This window comes from Rickettsia peacockii str. Rustic (genome assembly GCF_000021525.1).
Lineage (GTDB): Bacteria > Pseudomonadota > Alphaproteobacteria > Rickettsiales > Rickettsiaceae > Rickettsia > Rickettsia rickettsii.
The window spans coordinates 955,021-981,215 of sequence record NC_012730.1; the positions used below are offsets into that span (position 1 = coordinate 955,021).

Genomic DNA, 26,195 nt, shown 5'->3' on the forward strand with positions numbered 1-26,195 from the left:
GTCATTGCGAGCAGTCGTAGACTGCACGGCAATCTCATCAAATATCCTGAGATTGCTTTGTCAATTACTCCGTAATTTCCTCGCAATGACGGCAATACTGTTATTACCTCACACTATTAATATATATCTCTCTAGCTTTTCTTAAAATTTTATCTTCAAGCGTGATAGCAAGATTTGAGGTGTTTTCATTAAGTACCCATTGTTTATTTTTAAGCATTTCTTCAAATACTTTCACTTCGATTGCATCAGGGCTGATTACATCGTCTTTAATAAATATATTTATTTTAAATCGAAAATTAGGATTAGAACGTGGGCTATACCATTCCGTAATAATCACGCCGCCGTTTGAGTCGGCTGATGCAAGAGGAGCAACACTTATAGTCTCTAATGCTGCTTGCCAGAGATATTTATTAACTGAACCTCCTACAGCTTTAGTAGATTCATTCTTAACCCTACCCGGTCTAAAAACTAATCCTTCTTCACCTGCTATAGAACCTACTTCGTCCCATTTCTGCTCTCGTTCTGTTTTTGGATAATCACCCGCTAAGATACTAGTACTTATTGCACTAAGTATAATTACAAAAAATAATCCGATAATTTTCTTCATAACCAATATTTAATTAGTGTGCTTGAGGGAAATAATAGAGAAGCTTTAGCTATTAGTCAAAAATTATTTCTTCCCACCGTTCTTTGGCATTGTTATATGGCTCAAAAAAACCCACTCGATGTCATGCCCGCCTATGCGGGAATGACATAGGGCAGATTTAATTATTTCTCAGAAATAAATTCAAAACGTGGAATATTTTTGCCGTGTAATAAAACCTTTTCGTTAAACATTTCAAGCGGCCTTACCAAGAAGCTGGAAATTATCATATAACTCTTGCAAAGTTTCAGTATGTTTTGCAGTATCTATAACTTGATATAATTTTTCTTTGTAATGCTTATATATTCCGGTTCTCATAACACTTACACCTTAACAGGCATGACGACAAAAATATCTTTAGGATTCTCAGGAAATTTAATAAGTACCGGTGCTGAAACATCTGAAAAATATAGTTCTACTAAATCCGATTTCACTGCTTTTAAGACATCTTCCAAATATTGCGGGTTAAAGCCTATAGCTAAAGACTCATCACTATTATATTCATAAAAACTTTCCTTATCTTGTGAAGAATTAATAACCTCTTTTGCGTTACCTCTTGCTTCACCGACGGCACTAATCTCTAAGGTTTCACGAGATAACGATAATTTTACTGCTCTAAATTTTTCAACGGTTATTATCGCTATCCTTTCTATACTATCTGCAAATATTTTTCGATTAATTACTAATTTTGAGCTGCTGCTTTCCGGAATAAAAGTACTATAATCAGGGAAAGTACCGTCTATAAGCTTTGATAGCATAATAGTATTTTCGTTACATATAAATTTAATCTTATTGCTATTTAATAAAATTTCTATATCTTCATTTATATTTTTAGGATCTTTAACGATTTTTAAAATTTCCTCTGCACTTTTTTGGGGTAATATAATTCCAAAATTCTTTATTTGTTTTTCTAATGTTACCCATGAAATCGAAAGTCTATGCCCATCGGTACTTGCCGAACAAAACTCTTTGTCTTTTATGTGTAAATAAACACCGTTTAAATTATAACGAGTTTCATCTAAAGAAATCGAAAATTTTGTCGATTCGATTATTTTAGCAAAATCCGTGCAGGAAATTTTAAAACTTGCTTCAGGATTAATACTATCCATTGCAGGAAAAGAACTAACCGGCAAAGTAAATAAATTAAATTTACAATTTTTTCCTTTGATCTCAAGTCCCGTTGTACCGAGATCTGTTAATGTAAGCTCGGAATCCGGAAGTTTTCGGACTATATCATTTAGAGTTTTCGTAGAAACGGTACATTCACCTTCACTTACTACCTGTACTGCTATTTTTTGACTTAAGTACAAATCCATATTAGTAGAACTAAGCTCTAGATTGCCGTCTTGTGCCGATAATTTAATGTTTGCATATTCAGGTATGACATTACGTTTTTCAACAACGGAACTTGCAAACCCTAGGGACTGAACTAATGTTTTTGTTTCAACTATTAATTTTAACATATTGTTATTCTCTTAATGTTCCTTGAAATTTTTGTGAGATGGCAGCAACTAAATCTTTACTAAACGAATTTAAATCAGTATCAGATAACGTCCGATCATCTGCTTGTAGCTCTATTTTAACCGCTATAGATTTTTTACCTTCAGGTAATTTATCACCGCTATAAATATCAAATAATATAACTGATTTGATAAGCTTTTTATTAAAATTATTTATATATGATATTATTTCACCGACTCTATGATCTTGACCAACAATAAATGCGTAATCTCTAAAATTAGCTTGGAAATCCGATACTGCAAATTCGTCTCTTTTACCAAATTTAGCTTTTATCAACGGCAAATTCGTAATATTTAGCTCGAATGCAAATATTTCCTGATTAATATCGTAATATTTCAAGATTTTAGGGTGTATCTGCCCAAAATGACCTAATACATTTTTACCAAGCCCTATATTTACTGCTCTAGTTGGATGATAATATTGTGGCAATGCTGTCCCATTTGTTGCTATACATTTATCTATAGATAGTCCTGCATAATCAGCTACCAACTCTAAATCGCCTTTAAGATCAAAAACATCATAGCCTCGTCCAAGCGAATGAGGGTTTTTATTATTATATGAACCACTTATAATTGCCGTCAAATAAGTTGCTTCCGTATTTAAATCTATAAAACTTGGTCCAACTTCAAAAAAAGCCATATCTTTTATAGAGCGTGCTAGATTTTTACTTACTATACTTAACAAATTCGGCAGTATAGTAGGACGCATATAATTGTCTCCTATGCTAATAGGATTAAGCAAAAATAACTCTTCTTTTAATTCAGCAAACAACTTTGCATCTTCACTACTCATAAAAGAGTTAGTTACTACCTCATCATAACCTTTGCTTGCTAATATCCTTTTAAAACTAGATATTCTTTTATGCTCTCTTAGCTTATTATTATCTTGGTCTAGTTCAGGTAATTTTATACTCTCTATTTTATCATAGCCGTAAATACGAGCGATTTCTTCAGCTATATCTTCTAAAATAGTTATATCGTGACGCCAAGAAGGAGCTATTACCTTTATAATCTCACCTTTAACATCCGTAATAAATCCTAGTTTATTTAATATGGCTTCTATCGCTTTGATATTTAGTTTAATTCCTGTAATTTTTTCTAAATAACATGCTGAAAAATCTAAAGGTTTTTTTTGTGACTCTTTTTCACCGACTTTCACTACTTCCGATACTTCACCGTTTCCGCATATTGACAAAATAAGATTAGTTGCTATATCCAAAGCCTTTTCCGTAAAATTTCTATCGATATTACGCTCATTACGATATCTAGCATCCGTATCAATTTGGAACCTTCGCCCGCTAGCTGCAACCATTTTAGCATTAAAACAAGCAGCCTCGAGTATTATATTAGTCGTACTATCAGTACAACTACTATCAGCCTCGCCAATGACACCGGCCAGACCTTGAATACCGCTTTCATCTTTTATAACTAAATCATTTTCTGTAAGTAAATATTCTTTACCGTTTAGGGCGTGGCATTTAGCTACGTCATTGCGAGGCTGCAAAGCAGCCGTGGCAATCTCATTTTGTTGTCCTGAGATTGCTTCGTCGCTACGCTTCTCGCAATGACGTGCTACAGTAATTCCCCCCTTTATCCTATCTGCATCGTAAGCATGCATCGGCTGCCCAAAGCTATAGGAAATATAATTTGTTACATCCACTAAGCTTGAAATAGTTTTTACCCCAACATTTTTTAATAATTTCCGTAACCAATCAGGGCTTGGTTTAGTTTTTAAATTTCTTATCTCTCTAAAAGTAAATAACGGACAGGCTTCCTTATCTTGCACGTTAAGCTTCATTTTAGAAATAAATGTACTCTTTATTGCCGAAATTTCTAGCTCTTTAAGTATGCCTATTCCTTTAGCTGCTAAATCTCTTGCGATGCCGTAAACTCCAAGTGCATCACCACGATTAGGAGTAACGTTAATAACAAATATAGGATCATCTAAACCGTAATATTTAGTAAAATTCTCTCCAACTACGGCATCTTCAGATAGCTCTATAATCCCTTCAGACTCTGAAGCTAGCAGTAATTCCTCTTCAGAGCAAAGCATACCACAGCTTTTTTCGCCTCTAATAACAGATTTCTTAATCTTAAATTTACCGTTTGGTATTTCTATTCCGATATTTGCAAGTACTACTTTTATACCTGCTCTTGCATTACGCGCACCACAAACTATTTGCAACATACCGCTTTTAGTCTCAACATCACAAAGCTTTAATTTATCAGCTGACGGGTGAGGTTTAATATTTGTAATATATGCTACTTCAAACTTTTGTAATTCCGCCGCTTTATCTATCACCTCTTCCACTTCAAGGCCAATAGCTGTTAGGGCTTCGGCAATTTCAGTAACTGAAGCCGATGTCTCTAAAAATTGTTTTAACCATGATAACGTAAATTTCATTTCGTAAGCCCTCCTGCTAAATTCGGTATATCAAAGCTCCCAAAATTATAATGTTTAAGCCAACGCATATCTCCTTCAAAAAATTGTCTTAAATCTTTGATATTATATTTTAACATTGCAAAACGCTCTACTCCAAGCCCAAAAGCAAAACCTTGATACTCGCTGCTATCGATACCAACATTTTTAAGCACGTTTGGATGAACCATCCCGCAACCGAGGACCTCAAGCCATTTATCGTTTTTATTCATCCGAATATCAACTTCGGCAGAAGGTTCGGTAAATGGGAAAAAGCTGGGTCTAAACCGTAATTCAATATTAGAATTTTCAAAAAAGCTTTTTATAAATGTCGTGATAACATATTTTAAATGTCCCATATTGATATTTTTATCCATAACAAGCCCTTCTATTTGGTGGAACATTGGCGTATGCGTCATATCCGAATCCGATCTATAAGTCCTACCCGGTGCTATAAACCTAAAAGGCGGTTTGCCGTTTTTCATAGCTCTAATCTGCACTGTTGAGGTATGAGTACGTAATAACAGCGGCTTATTATTTTCCTGACTTTTCAAATAAAAAGTATCATGCATTTGCCTTGCGGGATGATCATCTTCAAAATTGAGAGCGGTAAAATTATGAAAATCATTCTCGATATTCGGTCCGTTTTCTATAGTAAAACCAAACTGCGAAAATACTTGTATTAACTCCTCACTACATTGTGTTATTGGATGAATAGAACCTTGTTTATATCTCCGTGCAGGGATTGTTAAATCAATTTTATCGGCAGCAAGTTTAAAATTTAGTTCCTGCTCCTCTAAAATTTCTGCTTTTGCTTTTATTATATTCTGTATTTTATCTTTTAATTTATTGATTTTTAAGCCAAATTCTTTACGTTCCTGTTCATTTAAACTACCTAATTTTTTAAGCTCACCGGTCACTATACCGTTCTTGCCTAAAAATTCTACTTTATATTCTTGCAGAGCTTTTAAGTTTTGTACTAATAAGATTTTGTCCTCAGCAAGCCTTAATATTGTTTCTATATTTTCCATGATTGTTTTTTTGTTTTTGATTTTTTATTGTACGGTAGAACGTCATTGCGAGCGGGCATTGTTGCGTGGACCTGTTTATCCGTCATTGCAAGGAAATCGCATAGCAATTGATGAGAAGCAATCCAGTTAAAAATTCTGTAAATCAGAATTTTTTTAATTATTTTCTGGATTGCCGCGTCACCTACGGCTCCTCGCAATGACGACCTTCAGTATCTACGCAACAATACCTCCCTGCAATGACGTTAAACCAACATACACTTCATATAATTCTCTTCTATCGCCACCAACTTCGCTTTAAATATCTGCCCTATTTCTAAAGGTTTATCTAGCTTTACCGGAATAAAATTTTCGGTATGGGCAATATTATTATTCTCTACTAATAACTCCACTTTCTGTCCTATATGTTTTTTAAAGAATTCGGTCAACTGGTTTTGCCCTTCTTGCCTTAAAATTGCTGCCCTTTCTTTTCTTATATTTTTAGGTACTTGTGGCATACGTGCTGCAGGCGTTCCTTCTCTTTCCGAATAAGGAAAAACATGTAAATATTGTAATTCCGCTTCTGAAATTAATTTTCTTGTATTTTCAAACATTTCAGGGGTTTCAGTCGGGAAACCAGCTATAATATCCGCACCAAAAGATACTTCCGGTCTTATTGCCCGCAGCTTCCGACAAAACTCTATTACGTTTGCTCTATTATGACGTCTTTTCATACGTTTTAATATCATATCATCACCTGCTTGCAAGCTAATATGAAAATGCGGCATTATCCTTTCACTATAAGCTATAAGCTCAAAAAGTTCATCATCTATTTCTGCAACATCTATTGAAGATAATCTAAGCCTCTTTAATGCAGGGACTAAATTCAACACTCGTTTAATCATTTGTGCGAATGTTGGACTTCCTGGCAAATCACTACCATAAGCCGTGACATCGACACCGGTAAAAACTACTTCTTTAAAGCCGTTTAATACCAAATGCTTTACCTGCTCTGCTATAGCTCCTATTGCTACTGATCTACTTTTTCCTCTACCATAAGGGATAATACAGAAAGTACAAAAATGATCACAACCGTTTTGTACCTGAATAAAAGCACGAGACTTACAGTCAAAGCAACTTACTAAATGACTTGCCGTCTCTTTCACCGACATTATATCGTTAACTGTTATTTTTGCATCGGTAATTTGGTAGTAATTAGGTAATAACTTCTCTTCATTACCTATAACTTTGTCAACTTCCGGCATATTACCGTACATTTGCGGACTTGTTTGAGCACTACAGCCGGTAACAATAATTTTTAAATCAGGATTATTTTTTTTAGCCTTGCGTATAGCTTGTCTTGCTTGTTTCTCAGCTGCTTTAGTTACCGCACAAGTATTGAATATTGCTACATTATCGATACCCGACAATTCCAAGTTTTTTCGTATTATCTCACTTTCGTAAATATTAAGTCTACAGCCAAATGTTACTATGTTTTGTCTTAAATTATTGCTCACAATAATATTCCCCACGTGCTACAAGCGTAGCTGCCCCTTGCATTATTATATTACCGTTTTCTTCTTTCATAGTAAGGTTACCGTGCTTAAAGACTATAGTACTTGGTGAATGGATAAAACCGCGCTTTAAACCGGCAGCAAAACTACCGCAAGCTCCGCTTCCGCAAGCAAGCGTTAACCCTGCCCCCCGCTCCCAAACGGATAAATAGATTTTATTATCTTTTACTTCAGCAAAATTAACGTTTACCCCATCTGCGAATAATTCCTTAGCCTGCAATCTTTCACCGACAATTTTTTGATCTTGAGGTTCTAACTTACTAAAAATAACTACATGCGGATTACCTATATCAACGCAAATAGTTTCCTTTAAATCAATCATATAACGCTCTGCAAATTCCCAAACTTTATCACGACTTGGCATCCAAGCTTCATTAAAACTCACGCTTCCTACATTAACGCTAATATTATTTTCATCATTGACATTACATAGCAATTTTTTATTGCCTACCATTACGGTAATATCTTGCTTTCCCGTATCAAGATAAATTAACTTGGCTAAACATCTTGTAGCATTACCGCATAATTTAGCACTAGAGCCGTCTATGTTATATATAATCATTTCATAAAAATCATTATGCTCTTCATAAATAATAAACTGATCGCAACCGATACCTGTATGACGCTCAGCCATATTTTTTGCTAACTGCGATAAATCATATGAACTTGATAAATCTCGTTTGTTAACAATAACAAAATCATTACCGAGACCATGCATTTTTACAAAATTAATTTTACTAATCATAATGTTTTACATATTAGGAAATTGTATTATAGCAAATTTCTTGGAATTTGCTATAATGAAGTGATAATATATAAAAATATAGACTATTATGCTAATTTCACGTTTCTTAGACCCTAAAAATAACTATGCATTTTTAAAAATTTTCGGTACAGAAAAAAATAAGGATATACTTATTCATTCTCTAAATAACATTTTAGGTTATACGGGAAAAGAAGTAATTACCGAAGTTACTTTTTTAAAAACAATCTAAGGTTCCGACATCGCTACTTATAGACAATCTATAGTTGATGTATTATGTAGAGATAAATACGGTACTCAATTTATTGTAGAGATGCAGGTTAGCAAACATCCAGGTTTTGAAAAACGAGCTCAGCTTTATACAGCAAAGGCCTATTCAAGAAAAATAATAAACAAAGATGAAGATCATAAAAAAAAATGGCAGTATATGCAAAACTTCGAGGAGTAATATTCTTAGCTATTGCCGATTTTATTTTATTGCCCGATAAAAAAGATTGGAGATCAAATCATAGATTACTTGATACTAAAACTTATGAGAACGACCTACAAGATTTTTATTTTATCTTTTTAGAGCTTGAGAAATTTAATAAAGAATTAGATCAATTAGAGAACCTTCAAGAAAAATGGGCATATTTCTTTAAACATGCACATGAAAGCACTCTAGAAGAAATGGAGAATTTGATAGGTCATGATTTTATTATTAAAAAAGCTTTTTATGCTTTGGATCAAGCTAGTTGGTCTGAAAAAGAGTTAAATACTTATGAAAAAATGATAAAAACCGAAATGGATAATCTAGCCGTAGAAGAGCAGAAAATTATGGATGCTGAAGCTAAAGGGGAAGCCAAAGGGGAAGCAAAACAAAAAATTTCTATAGCTAAAAAAATGTTAGCAAAAAATAAACCTTTAGATAAAATTATAGATTTTACCGGTTTAACAGAAAAAGAAATCGAGCAATTAAAGTAATGAAGATCCTTAATATTATGCTAAGTCGTGACCTTGGCGGCATTCAACAAGCATTTTTAGATTATAGCACTGCTTTAGAGATGCAAAAAATTGAGGTTATAAATATCACTTCTTACAAGGCAAAAATAAATTCCTTTCTTCTACACAAACAAAGCTTAAAACTACCTAATATAGTACCGTTTGATTTACTCTCGGTACTTATTTTTAAGTATATAATTCATAAGACTAAACCCGATATAATTATAGCACACGGTAATAGAGCAATAAATTTTAGTAAATTTGCTAAATCACAAAATATAAAATTAATCGGTATCGCTCATAATTATAGTTTAAAAGGACTACGTAAATGTGATTTTGTTATTGCCTTGACGCATCATATGAAAGAATTTTTATTAAAAAATCACTTTGCCGAATCTAGGATATGCATCCTACCGAATATGATAAATATTGCTAAAGACTTTATTCCAAATAAAACATATAGAAAACCTGTCGTAATTGGTGTACTAGCAAGATTTGTAGCTAAGAAAGGTGTTGATGTTTTTATTAAAGCTATCAAAATTTTAAAAGAAAAAAAATATGATCTTCATGCAGTTATAGGTGGAAGCGGCGAGGAAAAAGATAATTTAATTGCTTTAGCACATAAACTTAATTTACAAGATCAAATATCATTTACGGGATGGGTTCACGATAGAGATAAATTCTTTAAACAAATAGATATTTTTTGCTTACCGTCTCTTCATGAACCGTTTGGAATTATAGTGCTTGAAGCAATGGAGGCAAGCATGCCTATCGTTAGTACAGATACTGAAGGGCCTGCAGCAATCTTAAACGACATGCAAGACGGGCTTATTTGTAAAGCCGGCTCTGCTGAAGATTTAGCAGCAAAAATTGTCTATCTAATAGAGAACCCTATAAAAGCAAAAGAATTTTCTAAAAACGCCTACCTTACTCTCAAACAAAATTATGAAATTAAAGTTGTTTCTGAAAAGTTACAGCATATTTTAGAAAGCTTCAGATAAGATGAATTTAAGGGTGAGCCTACACAGCTTATAAAAATACGTGAACACAAGCGAATCCTGCAAAATTCACTTATATCAAGCTTTCTAAAATATGCTATAGCAACATTATTACGTAATTATAAAAATAGTTAGTTGAAAAAATAATAGTCTATATTGACATAACGGTTTAAAGATTCTTAATTAATATTAAGTAATATGAATTTATTTTAATGAACCTAATCGATGAACTTCATATGCCGATTTTGCATTTACTTAAAATATATTCTAGTTTTATCGATTTCATCATTTCTTCTATGTGGTTGTAATGCAAAACACGATAATAGTCCCCCTAAACTCTCATTACCTACTACTTGGAATAATTATTCTCTAGAACAAAATAATAATGCATCCTCCAAGTAGTGACTGCAATTTAACGATCCGGTGTTAAATAACCTAATCGAAGAATCTTTAACCGGTAACTCCGATATTGAGCTGGCAATGAGTAATGTGCTAGCAGCGCAAGCACAGCTTAACCTTATTAATTCTTATAGATTTCCACAAATCAATTTACGAGGCGGAGCAAATCAAACAAAAAACAGTAAAGAAACAAAAGCACCGAATGAACCAAAATTCTCTAATAATTTGGGGCTAGCAAGCGTGCTTAATTACGAGCTGGATTTATAGAAGCAGCCGCCAACGCTAGCGAATCAGCTAAAAAAACTTTCCTTGCAAGTGAGTATAGCAAGGCAGCGGTACGTTTATCAGTTATAAGTAACGTCACTATAAGTTAGTTTAATCTTTTAGTATTAGACAAACAAATCTATCTAACTGAAAAGCTAATTGAGGCTCAAACGGAAATTTATAAATTAAATCAGAAATTATATAATCTTGGCGTAGGTGATTTAATATCGGTTAGTGAAGCTGCTTCCGAGCTTGCACTTACTAAGTTATCATTGCCGCCTTTAAAACAACAAAGACATGAGCAGGAAACCGCATTAAAAATTTTAGTAGGTAGAATTCCTGAAAATATAGTAAACGGCTTAATTTATCGTAATAAACCAATAGATTACTTCCCTGCTCTACCGGTATTACCTAAAATATTACCATCAGAGCTTTTAGAGCAAAGACCGGATATTAAAACAGCAGAGCAGAATTTACTAGCAGCAGATGTAAACTTAAAAACAATAAAAGCTACTTATTTTCCACAAATTTCTTTAACAGGCTTATTAGGATTCGGTAGCAATAAACTTAATACTCTGTTTACTAACTCAGCTGAGACTTGGCAGGTAGACGGCAACATAGCAGGACCTATTTTTGATTTTGGCAAATAACAATGCTTAAAACAATAATGCGGAATTTGATATTGATAACATTACTAGTACTAAATAGTAATATTAGTGGTTTGGGTAATAAAACATCATAATAAAAGCAGTAAACAAATCACTATAGCAGCTCCGGTTGAGGTAACACAAGTTATCAGAAAAGACGTATCTGATGTGATAGAACTTGCAGGAGTAGCTGAAACTGACCAAAGTGCCGATATTCAATCTCAAGTTACGGGCCAAATATCAAGTGTAAATTTTGATGACGGACAAGAAGTAAAAACAGGTGATTGATTATATGAAATCGATTCTAGTCCTTTTCAAAATCAATTACAGCAAGCACAAGCAAATTTACTAAGTGATACTTATAACCTTGAAGATGCTATAAAAGAAGAGGCAAGATATCGTGCTTTATACGAGGAAAAAGCCGTTTCGGAAGAGCAGTATTTACAGATGCTAACTAATATGAATATGCTTAGGGCCACCGTGGAACGCGATAAAGCAATTATTGCAGACGCTAATTTACAAATCGAGTATTCAAAAATAGTAGCTCCTTTTGATGGTAAACTTAGTGAGAGTAATGTGGATATAGGTGATTTAGTATCGCCGGATTTTGTGCGTCTAGTAACTATCAATACTAGCTCGCCTATTTATGTCAGCTTCTCCGTACCTGAAAAATATCTCGATCGTATTAATAAATCTCAAAAATCTAATGATTTAGCTTTGACGGTTAGAACCGTAAGCGACCAAGAAATTAAAGACGGTGAGATCGTTTTTGTCGATAATTCGATTGATCCAAATAGCGGCACTATCAAAGTTAAAGCAACACTACCTAACCAAAACGAAATATTATGGCCGGGACAGTGTGTTCGTGTATCCCTAACGATTTACATCGAACAAGAGGCTTTAATAGTTCCGTCTAAAACCATGCAAACTAACGATCAAGGTCCTTATATATTTGTTGTCGATCAAGATAATAAAGCCGTGGTCAAGAATATAGATATAGTGTTTTCTAATGATGATTTTATTGTTATTAAAAGCGGTATAGATGAGGGAGAAACGGTAATCACCAACGGGCAGCTACGATTATCTAACGGAGCAGAGGTGAGTGTTAGGGAGGAGTAGTGTCAAATCGTCATTGCGAGGAAATTACAAATTAATTGACGAAGCAATCTTAGGAGTTTGTCATTATTTCATGACATTGCCACGCTTCTTACAGTCGCTCGCAATGACGATATGTATGACAGAAAAAATCCATAAAACAGGAAAAAATAATTGGGTATTTCAGAAATATTTATTAAGCGTCCGGTTCTTGCTACTTTATTCATGGCAACTATTTTGCTGTTTGGAGCATTCGGCTATAGGATATGACCGGTAAGCGTTTTACCTGACATCAACTGCCCGACTATTCCGGTTTCAGTAAGCTTGCCTGGAGCTGACCCTACTACTATGGCATCTTCAGTTGCATTACCGCTTGAAAAGCAATGCTCGACGATATCAGATATTGACTCGATGAGTTCGGTTAATAGTAACGGTACTACTCAAATTACTTTGCAGTTTAATTTAGACCGAAATATAGATGCAGCGGCACAAGACATACAAGCAACTACCGAACGACTTACCTACCCCGCCCTCATATTGTAAAGTAAATCCTGCCGACGCACCTATATTTTATTTATCTTTAACCTCTGAGACTCTTCCCCTTATATACCGTGGACTATTACGCCGAAACAATTATGGCTGAGCGTTTATCTATGCTGCCGGGTGTTGCACAGATACAAGTTTACGGCTCACAACAATATGCAGTGCGTGTGCAGATTGACCCTGTTAAAATGGCAGCAAATAATATAGGGCTTGACCAAGTATCAAACATTATCAGCTCTGCTAACGTTAATTTACCGACCGGAGCTTTATACGGTACAGATATCTACTCAAGCATTAGCGCCCCTGGGCAATTACAAAATGTTAAAGAATATAATGAGTTAATATTAACTTTACCGTAGTCATTTAATAAATGCTTGTGTCTTGTCTGTTGAATGTTGTTTTGCAGATTCCACAGCTCTTAAAGCATATAATATCTGTTCTCTTGTTGCTTGAATAGAAACATCATCTGATGAAGCCATACCGTAAGCTTTTTCAAGCTCTTGATCTTTAAAAATGTAATTTTTTTGTTAATTCTTTTATTTCAGTAACAATAGGGTTTTGAAGGCCTTTTATAAAGGTAAGACTAGCAGTACTTGCTGAAAGTTTACTTTTCATAATATACCTATTAATAAATTTAACATATTTCTATATTCAAATATTAATTTTTATTAATAAATAATAAACCTATTGGTAGTGATAAATATATCACATCAGAGATTGCTGTATATATCTAAAGACTGGAGATTTCTGCTTTTAGCTAAGAATAGGCTTATTATATCGAACAAGCATTACTGTCGTTATCATCATCTTCAAGGATAAATTTTTGCTTTACCTTAGAATTGTTATTATACGGCTTACTATTTTTTACCGGTGGATAATTTACAGGCTCATAATTTGTAACGGGCGGGGCATAATTTTGATTTACTACAGCATTTGGACAAGTATATTTTGATATATCACGCTTAGTTTCTCTAAGCATGGCTTTTATCTGATTTAATTCCTCTTGTATCTTTTTTTCTTTATCGCTATCGTCTTTTCTAACCTTTTTATTCGCTCTACTTAAAGTCATATCATCATCGGATTCAGCGAAACCGGCTTCTGCTTTTTGCCTTGCTATATCCCTTTTAATCATCTTAAGATACATTTCACGATTTCTCTTTACAGGATCGATTCTTTCTCCTCTTAAAGGACTATCACTATCATAGTCATCATCGTTATCATAATCAAGATTATCTTCTACTATATTCTTTTTAGCCAAAGTAATATATTTATTATTATATACAGGTTTTCTCTTGCCGCCTTTAGCACCTTTGCTATCAACCAATCTGTTATTTGCTGATCTTTGAAAATAGCTTCTAAAATTATCTGTACAAGATGAAAGTAAAAACATTCCTAAAAATAATATTATAATTTTTTTTAACATATATTTATATTATTCCAAAACTTTTATTAGACTTCCTGTACAACTTAGCTAATAAGGAGGAATTTGTAGAAGACACGGAACGCAACACCGCAGCGTACGCTTTGGTACGTGAGGATACACGAGTACCGGATCGACGCACAAATTACCCTTAGAAGCAAGTTATGCAGAAAGTCTAATATGATTAATGCCACATAATAGCCAAACTTGCAAGAATAAAGAGCCGAACTGCTATGTGCTTAATTAAATTATTGTTATTCTGAGGTATTTTTGGTCTTGTTGTATGTCTCCACCCCGTCATTGCAAGCGACTAAAAGGAGCGTGGCAATCTCAGGACTTTAGCACGAGATTGCTTCGTCAAAACTTACAGTCTTTCCTCGCAATGACGGAAAACAAAATCTAAATCACCTCTTCTATTAGGTTACTTAATAGCTTATGCCCTTCTTTTCTTCTTTTTAATAAATTTTGTGAAGCATCCTCTAATATTTTTGGATTACTTATCAAATCGAGTATTTTATCTGCTAATTTTCCTGCAGAAATATTATTCTGCTCTAAACACCATCCTGTTTTTTCATCTTCCAATAATTGTGCATTGTAATATTGATGATTATCCGCAGCACTAGGCAGTGGAATAAAGATTGCCGGCAACCCTATATAGGTCAATTCTTCTATAGTAGATGCTCCTGCTCTTGAAATCACTAAATCGGCTTCTTTATATTGCAATGCCATATTATCAAAAAATTCAGCAAATTCATAGGTAATGTTTAATTTCGAGTATATATCTTTTATTTTTACTTGATCATCTAATGCCGCTTGCTGGATTATATTTAATTCAAGACTTGGCTGTTTTTGCATCAAAATTTGGATACTTGCAGGTATCAGCTCTGAAAATAACTTAGCTCCTTGACTACCGCCAAAGATGAATATTGTAAAAAGCTTGTCATTCCGTGGCTTAACCACGGAGTCCAGTGCTTTTATTAAAGACTTTTTGGACCCCGTGGTCAAGCCACGGGACGACATTTCTATAACCTTTAATTCCCTAATATTCTCTCTAACTACCCCACCGGTAACTACTATTTTACTTTTTGCAAATTCCGGTAAATTCTTTATTTTTTCATAAGAAATAGCTATCTTTTTAGCAAAGCTTGCAAAAAATTTATTAACTTTTCCAAGGTAAGAATTCTGTTCATGAATTATAATCGGTACTCTTAAAAAAATTGCCGCAAACATTGGAGCTATAACAGGATAACCGCCAAACCCTACAGTAACGGAAGGCTTCATATTATATAATAATTTAATAGCCTTTAAAACTGCAATTGATAACCTAGGTAAAAACAAGAAAATATTACCTGAGCGTTTTAAATCTAGGATATGAAAAATTACTTTCATATCCTGCTTTATATATTGTTTGCATCTTAAATCAGTAATAAAATGAACTTCATAGCCACGTTTGATTAATTCTTCTCCAAGAGCAACTGCCGGAAAAAAATGTCCCCCCGTACCTCCTGCTACCAAAATGATTTTTTTCATATTTCAATATTACGAATTTTGTACGAATTTAACGGCGTTCGGTATCTTGTAAAGCCAAGAAGCATACCGGTAGCGATAGCTATTGCAAGCGTTGAAGAACCACCGTAACTAATAAACGGTAATGTCATACCTTTAGTAGGAAGTAAATGTAAAGTCACACCCATATTAATTATTGCCTGAAGCCCTAATTGTGCAATTATACCGCTAGCAGCGAATTGTACAAATTTATCTGTTTCGTTTAATAACTTAATAAGACTTCTTAATACTATAAAAGCAAATATACCTATAACAATAAGGCAAATAATAGCTCCAAACTCCTCACCTGCTACAGCAAAAATAAAATCCGTATGCGAGTCGGGTAGTACCTGCTTGACTGCCCCCTCCCCTGGACCTCGTCCATATAACCCGCCATGCTCAAACGCCTTAAGAGACGTACTAACTTGATAATTCTCGCTACTATCTGGATCTAAAAACGAATTAATTCTTTGCGTTACGTGCGGTAACCAAAAATAAGCAATAGTTACTCCTATCATTCCTAAAAAACCGGCTAAAACAATCCAAAATATCGGCATACCCGCAATAAACAGTTGAATACCGAAAACTGCCGTAATCATTACAAGCATTCCAAAATCCGGCTGAATAATTAAGAGAATAGCAACAATAGAATAAAGTATTACACAAATCGTAAAACTTGGAAAATCATCATTAAATTTTAGCGATAATATCCAGCCCGTAACAACTGCAAAAAACGGTTTGATAAATTCCGAAGGTTGAATAGATAGACCTAGAATATTAATCCATCGCACTGCGCCTTTTACTTCATAGCCAAAAAATTTAACTACTATTAATAAAACTATACTAGCAATAAATCCAACTATTGCAAAACGCCTTAACCATTTTTTATTAAGACATGAAAATAATAATATAAGTCCTGAAGCGGCAGCTAAATAAAATATTTGTCTAGATGCAAAATAACTTTCTTCAAGACCTATTCTACTTGCTACTGCTGAACCTGAGGTAGTAACAAGCATTAGACTAAAAGCAAATAAGATAATTAAAGAAATGATTATTTGCCTATCGGTACTCCGCCACCATAATTTTATAAAGTTATTAGATATTTCGTTATTCATATTATAGTTATTCAATTATGGCTATATTTATAATGTTATTGCATGGATCGGAAAACACCCTCGATGTCACTCCGTGGCTTGACCACGGTATCCAGAAAAACAATAAAAAATACTAATATTATTTAGTATTTTTAACTAGACCCCGTGGTCAAGCCACGGAGTGACAGGATACTACACAATTTTATAAACAACTCGCCACGCTCTTCAAAATTTTTAAACTGATCATATGAGCTACAACTAGGTGCTAACAAGATATTTTTTACCTCCGAGTTATCACCTACTGCATCCTTATAAGCAAGATCGAAAGCCTGCTCAAGATTATCACATATTACAAAATCTACTATATTCTTAGCAGTATTTGCAAATATTTCTTTAGCTTGACCATAAAAATAAGCTTTCTTAATTTGACTGAAATAAGGCTTTATTTCCTCAATACCACCCTCTTTAGGGATTCCTCCCGCAAGCCAGTAAATATTATCGAGTGCTTTAATTGATTGCACGGCAGATATGGCATTTGTCGCTTTACTATCATTGTAAAAACTTATATTATTTATACTACCGATATATTGCATTCTATGAGGTAAACTTTGAAAACTACTTATAGATTCAAGTATTTTTTTAGGTTCTACTCCTATTATTTTAGCTACTGCATAACTTGCTGCAATATTCTCACAATTATGAATTCCTTGCAGGTTTTTATTAAAAGGTACAGCATAATGCATAAAGCTTGATACAAGCGAATTTTGCAGGTCTTGCCTGTGCTCACGTATTTTTATACACTCCGGCTCCGCAGGCTCACCTTGAAATTCATCTTGTCTAAAACTTTCTGAATTATGCTGTAATTCAAAACTTATATCATCAAAAAAATTAGCGCTAATTTTATCATCAACTACCGAAATACCGTTTTCAAGAATTTGAGTAACCGAAAAAGGAATTAGCTTTATACGCTGCTCTTGCTGCAATTTTATAAAGACTTCACGACAATAATCATTATCGATATTAATTACCGCATAACTCTCTTGATCCATTCGATCAAAGATCTTAGATTTTGCTGCAATATAGCAGGGCATATCCTGATGTCTATCTAAATGGTCGGGAGTTATATTAAGAAGCACGGCTATTTTAGCTGTAAAGGTTTTTACTAGATCTAGCTGAAAAGAAGACAATTCAAGTACATATCCATCCTTACTTGCTTTAGCTTGCAAAGCAGAAACTCCAATATTACCGGCAACCGGATAGTCTAAACCGCTACTATTTAAGATATGGCTTATTAAAGCAGTAGTAGTACTTTTACCGTTTGTACCGGTTATAGCTATAAATTTTAAGTTTTTTGATTTTGCAAATAATAAGTCTATATCGGAAGTGATTGGAATATTAAAACTTTTTGCAATATTGACTATCTCATGCGTTAAAGGAATTCCAGGACTTAAGACAATTGTATCTAAATTTTGCCATCTTGAATCAGATAAAGCAGCGATAGCGGTTTTACTATATAATTCTTCAAATATATCTCTATTTGCTTTTAAATCATCATAAACAATTACATCATATTTATTTTGCAATTCCTCGTAAACCGATATACCGGTTTTACCAAGCCCAAAAACACCTATTTTTTGTTTTGTATGAGAATTCATGAATTAATTTGAAAAAACATTGCAGTCTTAGTATTCAAGAACAGGTATATGAAGATCAACTTCAAAAAGAGCAAGGAGTTTACACGTCGAGGAGCGGAGCGTATACTTAATACGTAAGCACCGCAGATCTTGTAAAACGACGTAGCCAATTTTTGAAGTTGATCAAGTATACTAATGCATGTCCTGCATTAATGCTTGTTCACCTTCATTAAATTCACCTTGTCCTTTTACATTACTGTAAGTTGTTTTGCTATGCCCAGGATCAGGTAAATAATAATGAGGCGGAACTTCTAGTGCTTTAGCACGCTGTACTTGATACTCATTAGGTCCAACTGTTGATATACCTACGGTTTCTTTTAACTTTTTACTACAAGCAGAAGTAATTAATAAAACAGTAAATAATACAAAAATCTTTTTCACTTAAACACCTATAAATTAAAATTAAAATAGCCTCCTTGCAAAATGAACTTCTAGAAGGTAATTTGTACGTCAATCCGGTACTTGAATCCTCACGTAGGTCTACTACGCTACGGTTCTGCGTTCTGTGTTTCCTTCAAATTCCTCTCTATAAGTTTAATTTTGCAAGGAGGCTATTTTATCGTTACCACCCTTATCGGTATTACGAATTTTTTCAGCCATAGCTTCAATTTGAGCATTATCATAATTCCCTTTAGCCTTTTCTTCAATAACTTTTTTAGTACTATAATAATCTTCTATTAAGATAATTACTCCTATTGTAATAAAGCAATCAGCTAAATTAAATACGGGGAAGCTATAATTCTGATAATGAAAATGGATGAAGTCAAAAACTGCTCCTCTAAAAAATCTATCAATTAGATTACCAACAGCTCCGCCGATTACAACACTATAACCGGCAAAGCTTCCGATCGTTTTTGAACGTATCATCAAATAATATAAATAACAGACAATAATCGTGTTCGTTATTAAGAAAATAGCATTGCTATATTGATAATATTCACGCATTAGACCAAAGCTAATACCGTAATTCCAAGTATAAACCATATTTAAGAAAGAAGTAACCTTAAGCATTAAGCCCGGCTTCCATCTCAAATTATCAATAAACCACCATTTACTTAACTGATCAATAATCACTAAGGTTATTATTATACGACTACTACGAGCAAATGTGAGATATAGTTTTTTTAGTAGTGGGAGCATAATTGTAAATGTCATTCCCGCGAAAGCGGGAATCCAGAAAAAACAACCTTAATATTAATACAAAATTATATATTTGATAAAATAAACCTATAAAAAACAAGTTTTTTATAGATTTTACTAGATTCCCGCTTTCGCGGGAATGACATAAGAGTCGTACAACACAAAATTGATTACGGTATGACAAGGATTCACTCTACAATGAAACTGTGGCTGCTTTATCAGCTTGCAATTCCTTATCAAGCTTAACACTTAAAGTTTTTATTTCTTTTTTAAATTGTTTAAATTTCTCTAAATTTTTTCCGTTTAATTCTATACCCGGTGTTGTTTTAACTGACATAGGATTAACATGTTTGCCATCAATTTTAACTTCATAATGTAAATGTGGAGCTGTAGCTCTGCCGGTACTTCCGACATATGCGATGATTTGTCCTTGTTTTACGATACTTCCCACTTTTAAATTTTTTGCAAAATTTGAAGCATGCGCATAAGCAGTAGATAGCGTACCGCTATGTTTTACCTGAATAAATTTGCCATAACCCGACTTCCAACCTATTTCTGTTATAACTCCGTTTCCTGCGGAATATATAGGCGTACCGGTTGGAGCTGCAAAGTCAACCCCCCTATGCATTTTAGTATAACCGAGTATCGGATGCTTTCTATTACCGTAATGTGAAGAAACTTTTATAACTTTTAGCGGAGTTTTAAGTAAGCTTCTTTTTACGCTTTTACCGTCTTCGGAAAAAAATGCATGATTATTTGCGTTATTGTCATGAGAATAACGATATATATTATATTCTTTCCCTGAAAGATTTAATGAAACATATAGAATTTTACCGTGGTGGGAAAATTTACCATCTTCCGTTACGTATTTTTCCATTATTACGGTTGCAGTATCACCGCTTTTTATTTGACGCTGAAAATCGATTTGATAAGCATAAGCATTAATCAGCTCTATTATACTGTTATCCGATAAGCCCAGTTTTTTAAGAGCTGACATAAAATTTGCCTCAATACTTACAGACGATTTAGCAACTTTTTTATTTAAAGGTACTACAATTTCTTCAACTTTAAAATTATCACCTTCTCTAATTACTTCAATAGTTTTTAGCTTATCGATAATTATAACGATTTTATTTAAGAATGCTACCTCTGAGGTTAAATCTTCATCCTCGTTTTCGATAATTTTTGTTTCATATTCAAAAGTAATTTGCTGCCCTATTTTCAGAGCAGAAGATAATTTTCCCTCCTTTATTAAACTTACAATTTTGTCTATTTCATTTTTAGGGATATGTTGTTCTATCAAAATTGACTTTATAGTATCGCCTTTTTTTACTACTACTTCTTTAAATGAAATTGTTTCTTCTTCACTACTATCAGGTTGTACTAAGGTTATGGATAAAGTGTTGTTAACATAATTATTAACAGCAAAAGAGACAAAAACAACTAATCCTATAAATAATAATAAGGAGGCAGAGGTGAGGATTTTCCTGAGACGTGCACTAATAAAAGATGATGGTAATATGCCATTAAAATCATAAGATAGTGCGGTATCATTCATTAAAATTGCTCTGAAGATTATTTGAATCAATTTTTCATTACTAGTAATAACATGCACTATATACAAACAAATTACAATAGAAAATTGTAAAATTTTGTTTTATTTCTGTCTTAATTAGTTTTTTATTGATTAAAATTTAATTTTTAATATAAGTTAATTTTTATTAACTTATATAGATAAATATTATGCCTAGACTTTTCCTATTTGTATTAATTTTTTATTAATTTTTATAAATCTTATGTCCTGCTCATCTAGCCATAATACTATCAAATTACCCAAAATAGAATATTATGAGAATATTTCTTTAAATAAAAACTGTCCTATAAATAGTGAAATAGTTCTAGTAGGCGGTTGTTTTGATTTATTACATTACGGTCATATAGAATTTCTACGCAAAGCTAAAAAACACGGTAAAATCGTTGCTTTAGAGCCGGATAAAACAATTATTCAATATAAAAAACGTCAACCTATCCATAATCAATTACAACAAGCAAAAATTTTAAGTTCTTTCACATTTGTTGATAAAGTACTCATATTACCTAAACTAAAAGATTTTAATGATTATGCTCGGTTAGTGCAAAATATTTGTCCTTCTGTAATCGCCGTAACAAAGCACGATCCTCAGTTAATAAATAAATTCAAGCAAAATTAAGAAATGCGAAAGTAATAGAAGTTATTGACTTACTGCAACATCCTAATATAGGTACCCTGTCTAGCTCAAATATTATTAAAAATATGTAGTTTTTACAAAAATTTATCGATTTTTACTTTAATAAAAGTGTATATCCATTTATATTAAATGTAAATAACTTTATATGTGCTATGAAAAATATTATTAGACATCTTTCCAAACCAGCTTATAGAGAGGAATTTAAAGAAGACACTTCCCCTCGAACCGCAGAGTACAAAAGCGTAAGTGAGGATGCGAGTACCGGATTGACGTATACATTACCTCCAAAAGCGAAATTTGGAAAAATATCTATTGCTTTAATTTGTTTTTTGATTGTTAGCAGTAATTGCTTTGCTTCCGAGCCGTTACCTTGGCAAGTAACGTTCCAGCCGCCGGCAAGTCCGATTATGGAGGAATTACATCATTTTCATAATTTTCTGCTTTATATCTCAACAGCTATTGTTTTATTTGTTGCCGGATTACTTGGCTTTGTATGCATCAGATTTAATGCAAAAAATAATCCCGTACCGGCAAAATTTTCACATAATGTTTTAATAGAAATAATTTGGACTGTAATACCTATAATAATTTTAGTTATTATTGCAGTGCCGTCTTTTAAAATATTGCGTCATGCCGAAAAAATACCCGAAACGGATTTAACTATTAAAGTAGTAGGTTATCAATGGTATTGGCATTATATATATCCTGATCATGATAATTTAGAATTTGATAGCGTAATGATCTCTGATGAAAATTTAAAACCTAACCACAAAAGATTATTAGATGTTGATAATCGAATTGTTATCCCTGAAAATGCTACCGTAAGGTTTCTCATTACCGCAGGTGACGTAATACATAGTTTTGCCGTTCCATCACTTGGATTTAAAATAGACGCAGTCCCAGGCAGAATAAACGAAACCTGGACAAGAGTGGCTAAAAAAGGCGTATATTACGGACAATGCTCCGAACTATGCGGCATCCATCACGGCTTCATGCCGATTGCTATAGAAATAGTAAGTAAAGAGGATTTCGACAATTGGATTGCAAGCAAGAATAAGACTGCTATGAATGGCAAGAAGCCAAAATTGGCAGCTAACTAATTATATTTAGAAGTTCTATGGAAAATTATAATACAAAAATATCTGAACTAGATAAATTACTAAACGATATAACCGATTCTAATCGACATCAAGAAATTATTAAGTAGTGATGATTCAGCAGGTAAAGAAGCATGGTAATTTATAACGAAAGTATTTTATAAACTAAAACTATTACTTTAAATTTTTTAATATATGCCTAACCACAATAACCCTTATCCCCATCTTTTTCCTAAACAAGCAAAAGAAACGATATTTTTAAAACATTTTATCCATAATCTAAATATAATAGTCGGAGATTACACTTATTACAATGACGCTAATCACCCTGAGAAATTTGAATATGAAAATGTTAGAGGAGCTCATTTTGCTAAATTGATTATAGGAAAATTTTGTGCTATTGCTATGGGTACTAGTATAGTATTGTTGTCGGTAATCCTGCAAAGATATAGATTTCCTGATGAGATAGTTGAGCAATTACTTGAAATTCAATGGTGGGATTGGGATTATGATAAAATCACTCGGAATATTCCGGCAATTGTTGGAGCAGATATCGAAAAATTAAAACAGGCAGAATAATAATTATGGATATAACTACTACCGAAATTTATCACGATGGCCACCACACCCCACACGGTTGGAGGCGATGGCTTTTTTCTACCAATCACAAAGATATCGGCATTATGTATATCATATTTGCCGTTTTTGCCGGAATTGTCGGAGGTTTGTTCTCACTGCTTTTTAGGTTAGAGCTTGCAATGCCCGGCGGCACTTTCTTAAATCATGATTTCCAGCTATATAACGTGCTTATCACAGCACATGCGGTTATTATGGTATTCTTTATGATTATGCCGGCTTTGTTCGGTGGCTTTGGTAACTATTTCGTACCTCTGTTAATAGGGGCTCCCGATATGGCATTTCCACGCCTTAACAATATCAGTTTTTGGCTACTAGTGCCTGCTTTTCTTTTACTTATGGGATCAGCTTTTGTTGACGGTGGGCCAGGAACGGGCTGGACGCTCTACCCTCCTTTAAGTAATTTAAGCGGTCACCCCGGTGCAGCCGTTGATATGGCTATTTTCAGTTTACATTTAACCGGTCTATCGTCAATCCTTGGATCAATTAACTTAATCGTTACTATCTTTAATATGAGAGCTCCGGGAATGGGACTTTTCAAGATGCCATTATTCGTTTGGTCTATTTTAGTTACCGCATTTCTAATAATTCTTGCGATGCCGGTACTTGGTGGAGCTATTACTATGCTACTTACAGATCGTAATTTTGGAACTACTTTCTTTAAGCCTAACGGCGGCGGTGATCCTGTATTATTTCAGCATCTATTTTGGTTTTTCGGTCATCCTGAAGTATATATCGTAATACTTCCAGGCTTTGGTATAGTAAGTCAAGTTATTTCAACTTTTTCACGCAAACCTATATTCGGCTATCAAGGTATGATCGGGGCTATGGTGATCATAGGCTTTGTTGGATTTATCGTATGGGCTCACCATATGTTTACTGTTGGGCTTTCTTATAATGCACTTATATATTTCACTGCCGGAACGATGATTATAGCAGTTCCGACGGGTATTAAAATATTTAGCTGGATAGCGACTATGTGGGGTGGTTCGATTACATTCCCAACTCCTATGCTATTTTCGATAGGATTTATTATATTATTCACGATCGGCGGCGTAACCGGCATAATCCTATCAAATTCGGCACTTGATAGAGTTCTGCACGATACATATTATGTTGTTGCACATTTCCATTATACGATGTCGCTCGGTGCTTTATTTACGGCATTTGCAGGCTTTTATTATTGGTTTGGCAAAATATCTGGTAAACAATATCCGGACATTTTAGGCAAAATTCATTTTTGGATTACCTTTATAGGCGTTAATTTAACTTTCTTCCCGCAGCATTTCTTAGGTCTTGCGGGCATGCCAAGAAGAATACCGGACTACCCTGAAGCTTTCGCCAGCTGGAATATGGTTTCGTCGATAGGAGCAGGTATTTCTATGTTTGCTGCCCTTTATTTTGTATTTATCGTTTTCTATACGCTAAAATACGGCAAAGATTGTCCAAACAATCCTTGGGGAGAAGGACCAGACACATTAGAGTGGACACTTACCTCACCACCGCCGTTCCATACTTTTGAAACACCACCGCATATTGAGGGGTAATAGTGGCTTTGCTGCGTGGATGCCAAGTCATCATCATTGCAAGGAGTTGCGTTAGCAACGACGCGGCAATCTCATAAGATAATATAAAAAAAACTCCTGAGATTGCCACGTCAGCATAAATGCTGGCTTGCAATGATAGGACCTTTATGAACTGTCCGGTACTATGAAGCATGACATAGCTGACAGAAAAATAATAAAATGATAATAAAATGTATAAAAAACCGATAATAGGTGTTACACCTGATTTAGCTCAAAATTGTGAAAAATATACTTACGCTGCTTTTCCATGGTACGCCTTGCGAAGAAACTATACCGATGCGATTATTGCAGCCGGCGGTGTACCGCTATTATTACCTTATCAAAGTGATACAATAAATCAGCTTATGGAACTTGTTGATGGTGTTGTAATGTCAGGCGGTGATGAGGACATACATCCTAAATTTTATGAGCCGGAATACGCCGAAGATATAGTAGTTTCCAATGAAGAACGTGATAATTTTGAGATATTAGTTTTAAAGAAAGCATTAGAGAGAGATATTCCGGTTTTAGGAATATGCCGAGGTATGCAGTTATTAAACGTTATTTTTAAGGGTACGCTTATTAAACATATTCCTGATTATATTGAAACTGTAATTAATCATACACAACCTTCGCCTAAAAACATCGTTTCGCATGCAATTAATATAGAAGCAAATACTAAACTTGCTAAAATAGCTAATAATCAGCTACAAACTATGGTTAATTCGACTCATCACCAGGCTGCTAAACAACTTGGTAATGATCTTATCGTATCTGCAACAGCAGAAGACGGTATAATTGAAGCCATTGAATCAACGAAACATAAATTTGTTATCGGCGTTCAATGGCATCCTGAATATCTTAACGATAATGGAGTAGATTTAGAATTATTTAAAGAATTCGTAAAAGTTAGTAAGTAAATA

28 protein-coding genes and 3 pseudogenes are annotated in these 26,195 nt (G+C 33.8%); 16 read left to right on the forward strand and 15 right to left on the reverse strand.

Going from position 1 to position 26,195, the window contains the following annotated elements; genetic code table 11:
* Nucleotides 1–103: 103 nt before the first annotated feature.
* The 8 genes from RPR_RS05645 to dapF all read right to left on the reverse strand — a co-directional run bounded on the left by RPR_RS05645 (nucleotide 104) and on the right by dapF (nucleotide 7,908).
* Nucleotides 104–607 carry a DUF3576 domain-containing protein gene (locus RPR_RS05645; RefSeq protein WP_012736891.1) on the reverse strand — a complete coding sequence of 168 codons (504 nt, stop codon included), beginning with the start codon at nucleotides 605–607 and terminating at the stop codon, nucleotides 104–106.
* A gap of 161 nt (nucleotides 608–768) precedes the next feature.
* Nucleotides 769–873, reverse strand: a complete 105-nt coding sequence (locus RPR_RS09545) for a DUF1653 domain-containing protein (protein ID WP_085065723.1) — start codon at nucleotides 871–873, stop codon at nucleotides 769–771.
* The gene (locus RPR_RS09550) at nucleotides 839–961 is read right to left on the reverse strand and encodes a DUF1653 domain-containing protein (protein ID WP_012262374.1); all 123 of its coding nucleotides are present in this window, start codon (nucleotides 959–961) and stop codon (nucleotides 839–841) included. Before RPR_RS09550 ends, RPR_RS09545 begins: the two co-directional genes overlap by 35 nt.
* Before the next feature lie 5 nt (nucleotides 962–966).
* Complete coding sequence (dnaN, locus tag RPR_RS05660) at nucleotides 967–2,106, reverse strand: DNA polymerase III subunit beta (RefSeq protein WP_012736892.1); 1,140 nt, start codon at nucleotides 2,104–2,106, stop codon at nucleotides 967–969.
* A 4-nt stretch (nucleotides 2,107–2,110) separates the two neighbouring features.
* Entirely contained in the window at nucleotides 2,111–4,567 is a 2,457-nt protein-coding gene (gene pheT, locus RPR_RS05665) for a phenylalanine--tRNA ligase subunit beta (RefSeq protein ID WP_012736893.1), read from the reverse strand.
* Nucleotides 4,564–5,613: a phenylalanine--tRNA ligase subunit alpha gene (gene pheS, locus RPR_RS05670; RefSeq protein ID WP_010977215.1), complete on the reverse strand. Its 1,050-nt coding sequence runs from the start codon at nucleotides 5,611–5,613 to the stop codon at nucleotides 4,564–4,566. The genes pheT and pheS overlap by 4 nt, the downstream gene beginning before the upstream one ends.
* Before the next feature lie 242 nt (nucleotides 5,614–5,855).
* On the reverse strand, nucleotides 5,856–7,121 hold the full coding sequence (mtaB, locus tag RPR_RS05680; protein ID WP_012736894.1) for a tRNA (N(6)-L-threonylcarbamoyladenosine(37)-C(2))-methylthiotransferase MtaB: 1,266 nt from the start codon (nucleotides 7,119–7,121) through the stop codon (nucleotides 5,856–5,858).
* Nucleotides 7,096–7,908: a diaminopimelate epimerase gene (dapF, locus tag RPR_RS05685; RefSeq protein WP_010977213.1), complete on the reverse strand. Its 813-nt coding sequence runs from the start codon at nucleotides 7,906–7,908 to the stop codon at nucleotides 7,096–7,098. The genes mtaB and dapF overlap by 26 nt, the downstream gene beginning before the upstream one ends.
* An 88-nt stretch (nucleotides 7,909–7,996) precedes the next feature.
* On the opposite strand from dapF, the pseudogene RPR_RS09555 reads away from it, so the two are divergent.
* From RPR_RS09555 to RPR_RS05745, 10 genes and pseudogenes are all read left to right on the forward strand, one after another.
* Nucleotides 7,997–8,374: pseudogene (locus tag RPR_RS09555) on the forward strand (PD-(D/E)XK nuclease family transposase).
* Nucleotides 8,344–8,889, forward strand: coding sequence for an Rpn family recombination-promoting nuclease/putative transposase (locus tag RPR_RS09560; RefSeq protein ID WP_085065727.1), 546 nt, complete (start codon nucleotides 8,344–8,346; stop codon nucleotides 8,887–8,889). The pseudogene RPR_RS09555 and the gene RPR_RS09560 overlap by 31 nt, the downstream one beginning before the upstream one ends.
* Nucleotides 8,889–9,908 carry a glycosyltransferase family 4 protein gene (locus tag RPR_RS05705; RefSeq protein ID WP_012736895.1) on the forward strand — a complete coding sequence of 340 codons (1,020 nt, stop codon included), beginning with the start codon at nucleotides 8,889–8,891 and terminating at the stop codon, nucleotides 9,906–9,908. Before RPR_RS09560 ends, RPR_RS05705 begins: the two co-directional genes overlap by 1 nt.
* 420 nt (nucleotides 9,909–10,328) lie before the next feature.
* Nucleotides 10,329–10,571, forward strand: a complete 243-nt coding sequence (locus RPR_RS05715; protein ID WP_187145783.1) for a TolC family protein — start codon at nucleotides 10,329–10,331, stop codon at nucleotides 10,569–10,571.
* Between the two features lie 155 nt (nucleotides 10,572–10,726).
* Nucleotides 10,727–10,840, forward strand: a pseudogene (locus RPR_RS09565) (TolC family protein); the annotation flags it as partial.
* On the forward strand, nucleotides 10,841–11,218 hold the full coding sequence (locus RPR_RS05720) for a TolC family protein (RefSeq protein WP_266105309.1): 378 nt from the start codon (nucleotides 10,841–10,843) through the stop codon (nucleotides 11,216–11,218).
* Between the two features lie 66 nt (nucleotides 11,219–11,284).
* A complete protein-coding gene (locus RPR_RS05725; RefSeq protein WP_085065729.1) occupies nucleotides 11,285–11,503 on the forward strand; it encodes a biotin/lipoyl-binding protein in 219 nt (72 codons plus the stop codon).
* Between the two features lie 9 nt (nucleotides 11,504–11,512).
* Nucleotides 11,513–12,334 carry an efflux RND transporter periplasmic adaptor subunit gene (locus RPR_RS05730; RefSeq protein WP_085065730.1) on the forward strand — a complete coding sequence of 274 codons (822 nt, stop codon included), beginning with the start codon at nucleotides 11,513–11,515 and terminating at the stop codon, nucleotides 12,332–12,334.
* Between the two features lie 300 nt (nucleotides 12,335–12,634).
* The gene (locus tag RPR_RS05740; RefSeq protein ID WP_010977204.1) at nucleotides 12,635–12,853 is read left to right on the forward strand and encodes an efflux RND transporter permease subunit; all 219 of its coding nucleotides are present in this window, start codon (nucleotides 12,635–12,637) and stop codon (nucleotides 12,851–12,853) included.
* A 92-nt stretch (nucleotides 12,854–12,945) separates the two neighbouring features.
* Nucleotides 12,946–13,212 carry an efflux RND transporter permease subunit gene (locus tag RPR_RS05745; protein ID WP_266105310.1) on the forward strand — a complete coding sequence of 89 codons (267 nt, stop codon included), beginning with the start codon at nucleotides 12,946–12,948 and terminating at the stop codon, nucleotides 13,210–13,212.
* A 413-nt stretch (nucleotides 13,213–13,625) separates the two neighbouring features.
* Here the strand turns inward: RPR_RS05745 and RPR_RS05750 are convergent, their stop codons facing one another.
* A complete protein-coding gene (locus RPR_RS05750) occupies nucleotides 13,626–14,276 on the reverse strand; it encodes a hypothetical protein (protein ID WP_012736896.1) in 651 nt (216 codons plus the stop codon).
* A 26-nt stretch (nucleotides 14,277–14,302) separates the two neighbouring features.
* Here RPR_RS05750 and RPR_RS05755 point away from each other — a divergent pair.
* Nucleotides 14,303–14,439 (forward strand): annotated as a pseudogene (locus tag RPR_RS05755) (palindromic element RPE1 domain-containing protein); the annotation flags it as partial.
* 233 nt (nucleotides 14,440–14,672) lie between these two features.
* On the opposite strand, the gene murG reads toward RPR_RS05755, so the two are convergent.
* From murG to RPR_RS05795, 6 genes are all read right to left on the reverse strand, one after another.
* Nucleotides 14,673–15,803: an undecaprenyldiphospho-muramoylpentapeptide beta-N-acetylglucosaminyltransferase gene (gene murG, locus RPR_RS05765; protein ID WP_012736897.1), complete on the reverse strand. Its 1,131-nt coding sequence runs from the start codon at nucleotides 15,801–15,803 to the stop codon at nucleotides 14,673–14,675.
* A complete protein-coding gene (ftsW, locus tag RPR_RS05770) occupies nucleotides 15,800–16,933 on the reverse strand; it encodes a putative lipid II flippase FtsW (protein ID WP_012736898.1) in 1,134 nt (377 codons plus the stop codon). Before ftsW ends, murG begins: the two co-directional genes overlap by 4 nt.
* A gap of 131 nt (nucleotides 16,934–17,064) precedes the next feature.
* Nucleotides 17,065–18,567 carry a UDP-N-acetylmuramoyl-L-alanine--D-glutamate ligase gene (gene murD, locus RPR_RS05775; RefSeq protein ID WP_012736899.1) on the reverse strand — a complete coding sequence of 501 codons (1,503 nt, stop codon included), beginning with the start codon at nucleotides 18,565–18,567 and terminating at the stop codon, nucleotides 17,065–17,067.
* A 171-nt stretch (nucleotides 18,568–18,738) separates the two neighbouring features.
* Entirely contained in the window at nucleotides 18,739–18,987 is a 249-nt protein-coding gene (locus tag RPR_RS05785) for a DUF3035 domain-containing protein (RefSeq protein ID WP_004995830.1), read from the reverse strand.
* Between the two features lie 153 nt (nucleotides 18,988–19,140).
* Entirely contained in the window at nucleotides 19,141–19,746 is a 606-nt protein-coding gene (gene lspA, locus RPR_RS05790) for a signal peptidase II (RefSeq protein WP_085065733.1), read from the reverse strand.
* A gap of 193 nt (nucleotides 19,747–19,939) precedes the next feature.
* Complete coding sequence (locus RPR_RS05795) at nucleotides 19,940–21,304, reverse strand: M23 family metallopeptidase (protein WP_012736901.1); 1,365 nt, start codon at nucleotides 21,302–21,304, stop codon at nucleotides 19,940–19,942.
* A gap of 238 nt (nucleotides 21,305–21,542) precedes the next feature.
* On the opposite strand from RPR_RS05795, the gene RPR_RS05800 reads away from it, so the two are divergent.
* From RPR_RS05800 to RPR_RS05820, 5 genes are all read left to right on the forward strand, one after another.
* On the forward strand, nucleotides 21,543–21,956 hold the full coding sequence (locus RPR_RS05800) for an adenylyltransferase/cytidyltransferase family protein (RefSeq protein ID WP_012736902.1): 414 nt from the start codon (nucleotides 21,543–21,545) through the stop codon (nucleotides 21,954–21,956).
* Between the two features lie 170 nt (nucleotides 21,957–22,126).
* Nucleotides 22,127–23,074 (forward strand): cytochrome c oxidase subunit II, encoded by a 948-nt coding sequence (gene coxB / locus RPR_RS05805; protein ID WP_012736903.1) that lies wholly within the window; start codon nucleotides 22,127–22,129, stop codon nucleotides 23,072–23,074.
* Nucleotides 23,075–23,266: 192 nt separating this feature from the next.
* On the forward strand, nucleotides 23,267–23,650 hold the full coding sequence (locus tag RPR_RS05810) for an acetyltransferase (RefSeq protein WP_012736904.1): 384 nt from the start codon (nucleotides 23,267–23,269) through the stop codon (nucleotides 23,648–23,650).
* A gap of 5 nt (nucleotides 23,651–23,655) precedes the next feature.
* Nucleotides 23,656–25,254 carry a cytochrome c oxidase subunit I gene (ctaD, locus tag RPR_RS05815; protein WP_012736905.1) on the forward strand — a complete coding sequence of 533 codons (1,599 nt, stop codon included), beginning with the start codon at nucleotides 23,656–23,658 and terminating at the stop codon, nucleotides 25,252–25,254.
* 209 nt (nucleotides 25,255–25,463) lie between these two features.
* Nucleotides 25,464–26,192, forward strand: a complete 729-nt coding sequence (locus tag RPR_RS05820; RefSeq protein ID WP_012736906.1) for a gamma-glutamyl-gamma-aminobutyrate hydrolase family protein — start codon at nucleotides 25,464–25,466, stop codon at nucleotides 26,190–26,192.
* The last annotated feature ends 3 nt before the right edge of the window (nucleotides 26,193–26,195 follow it).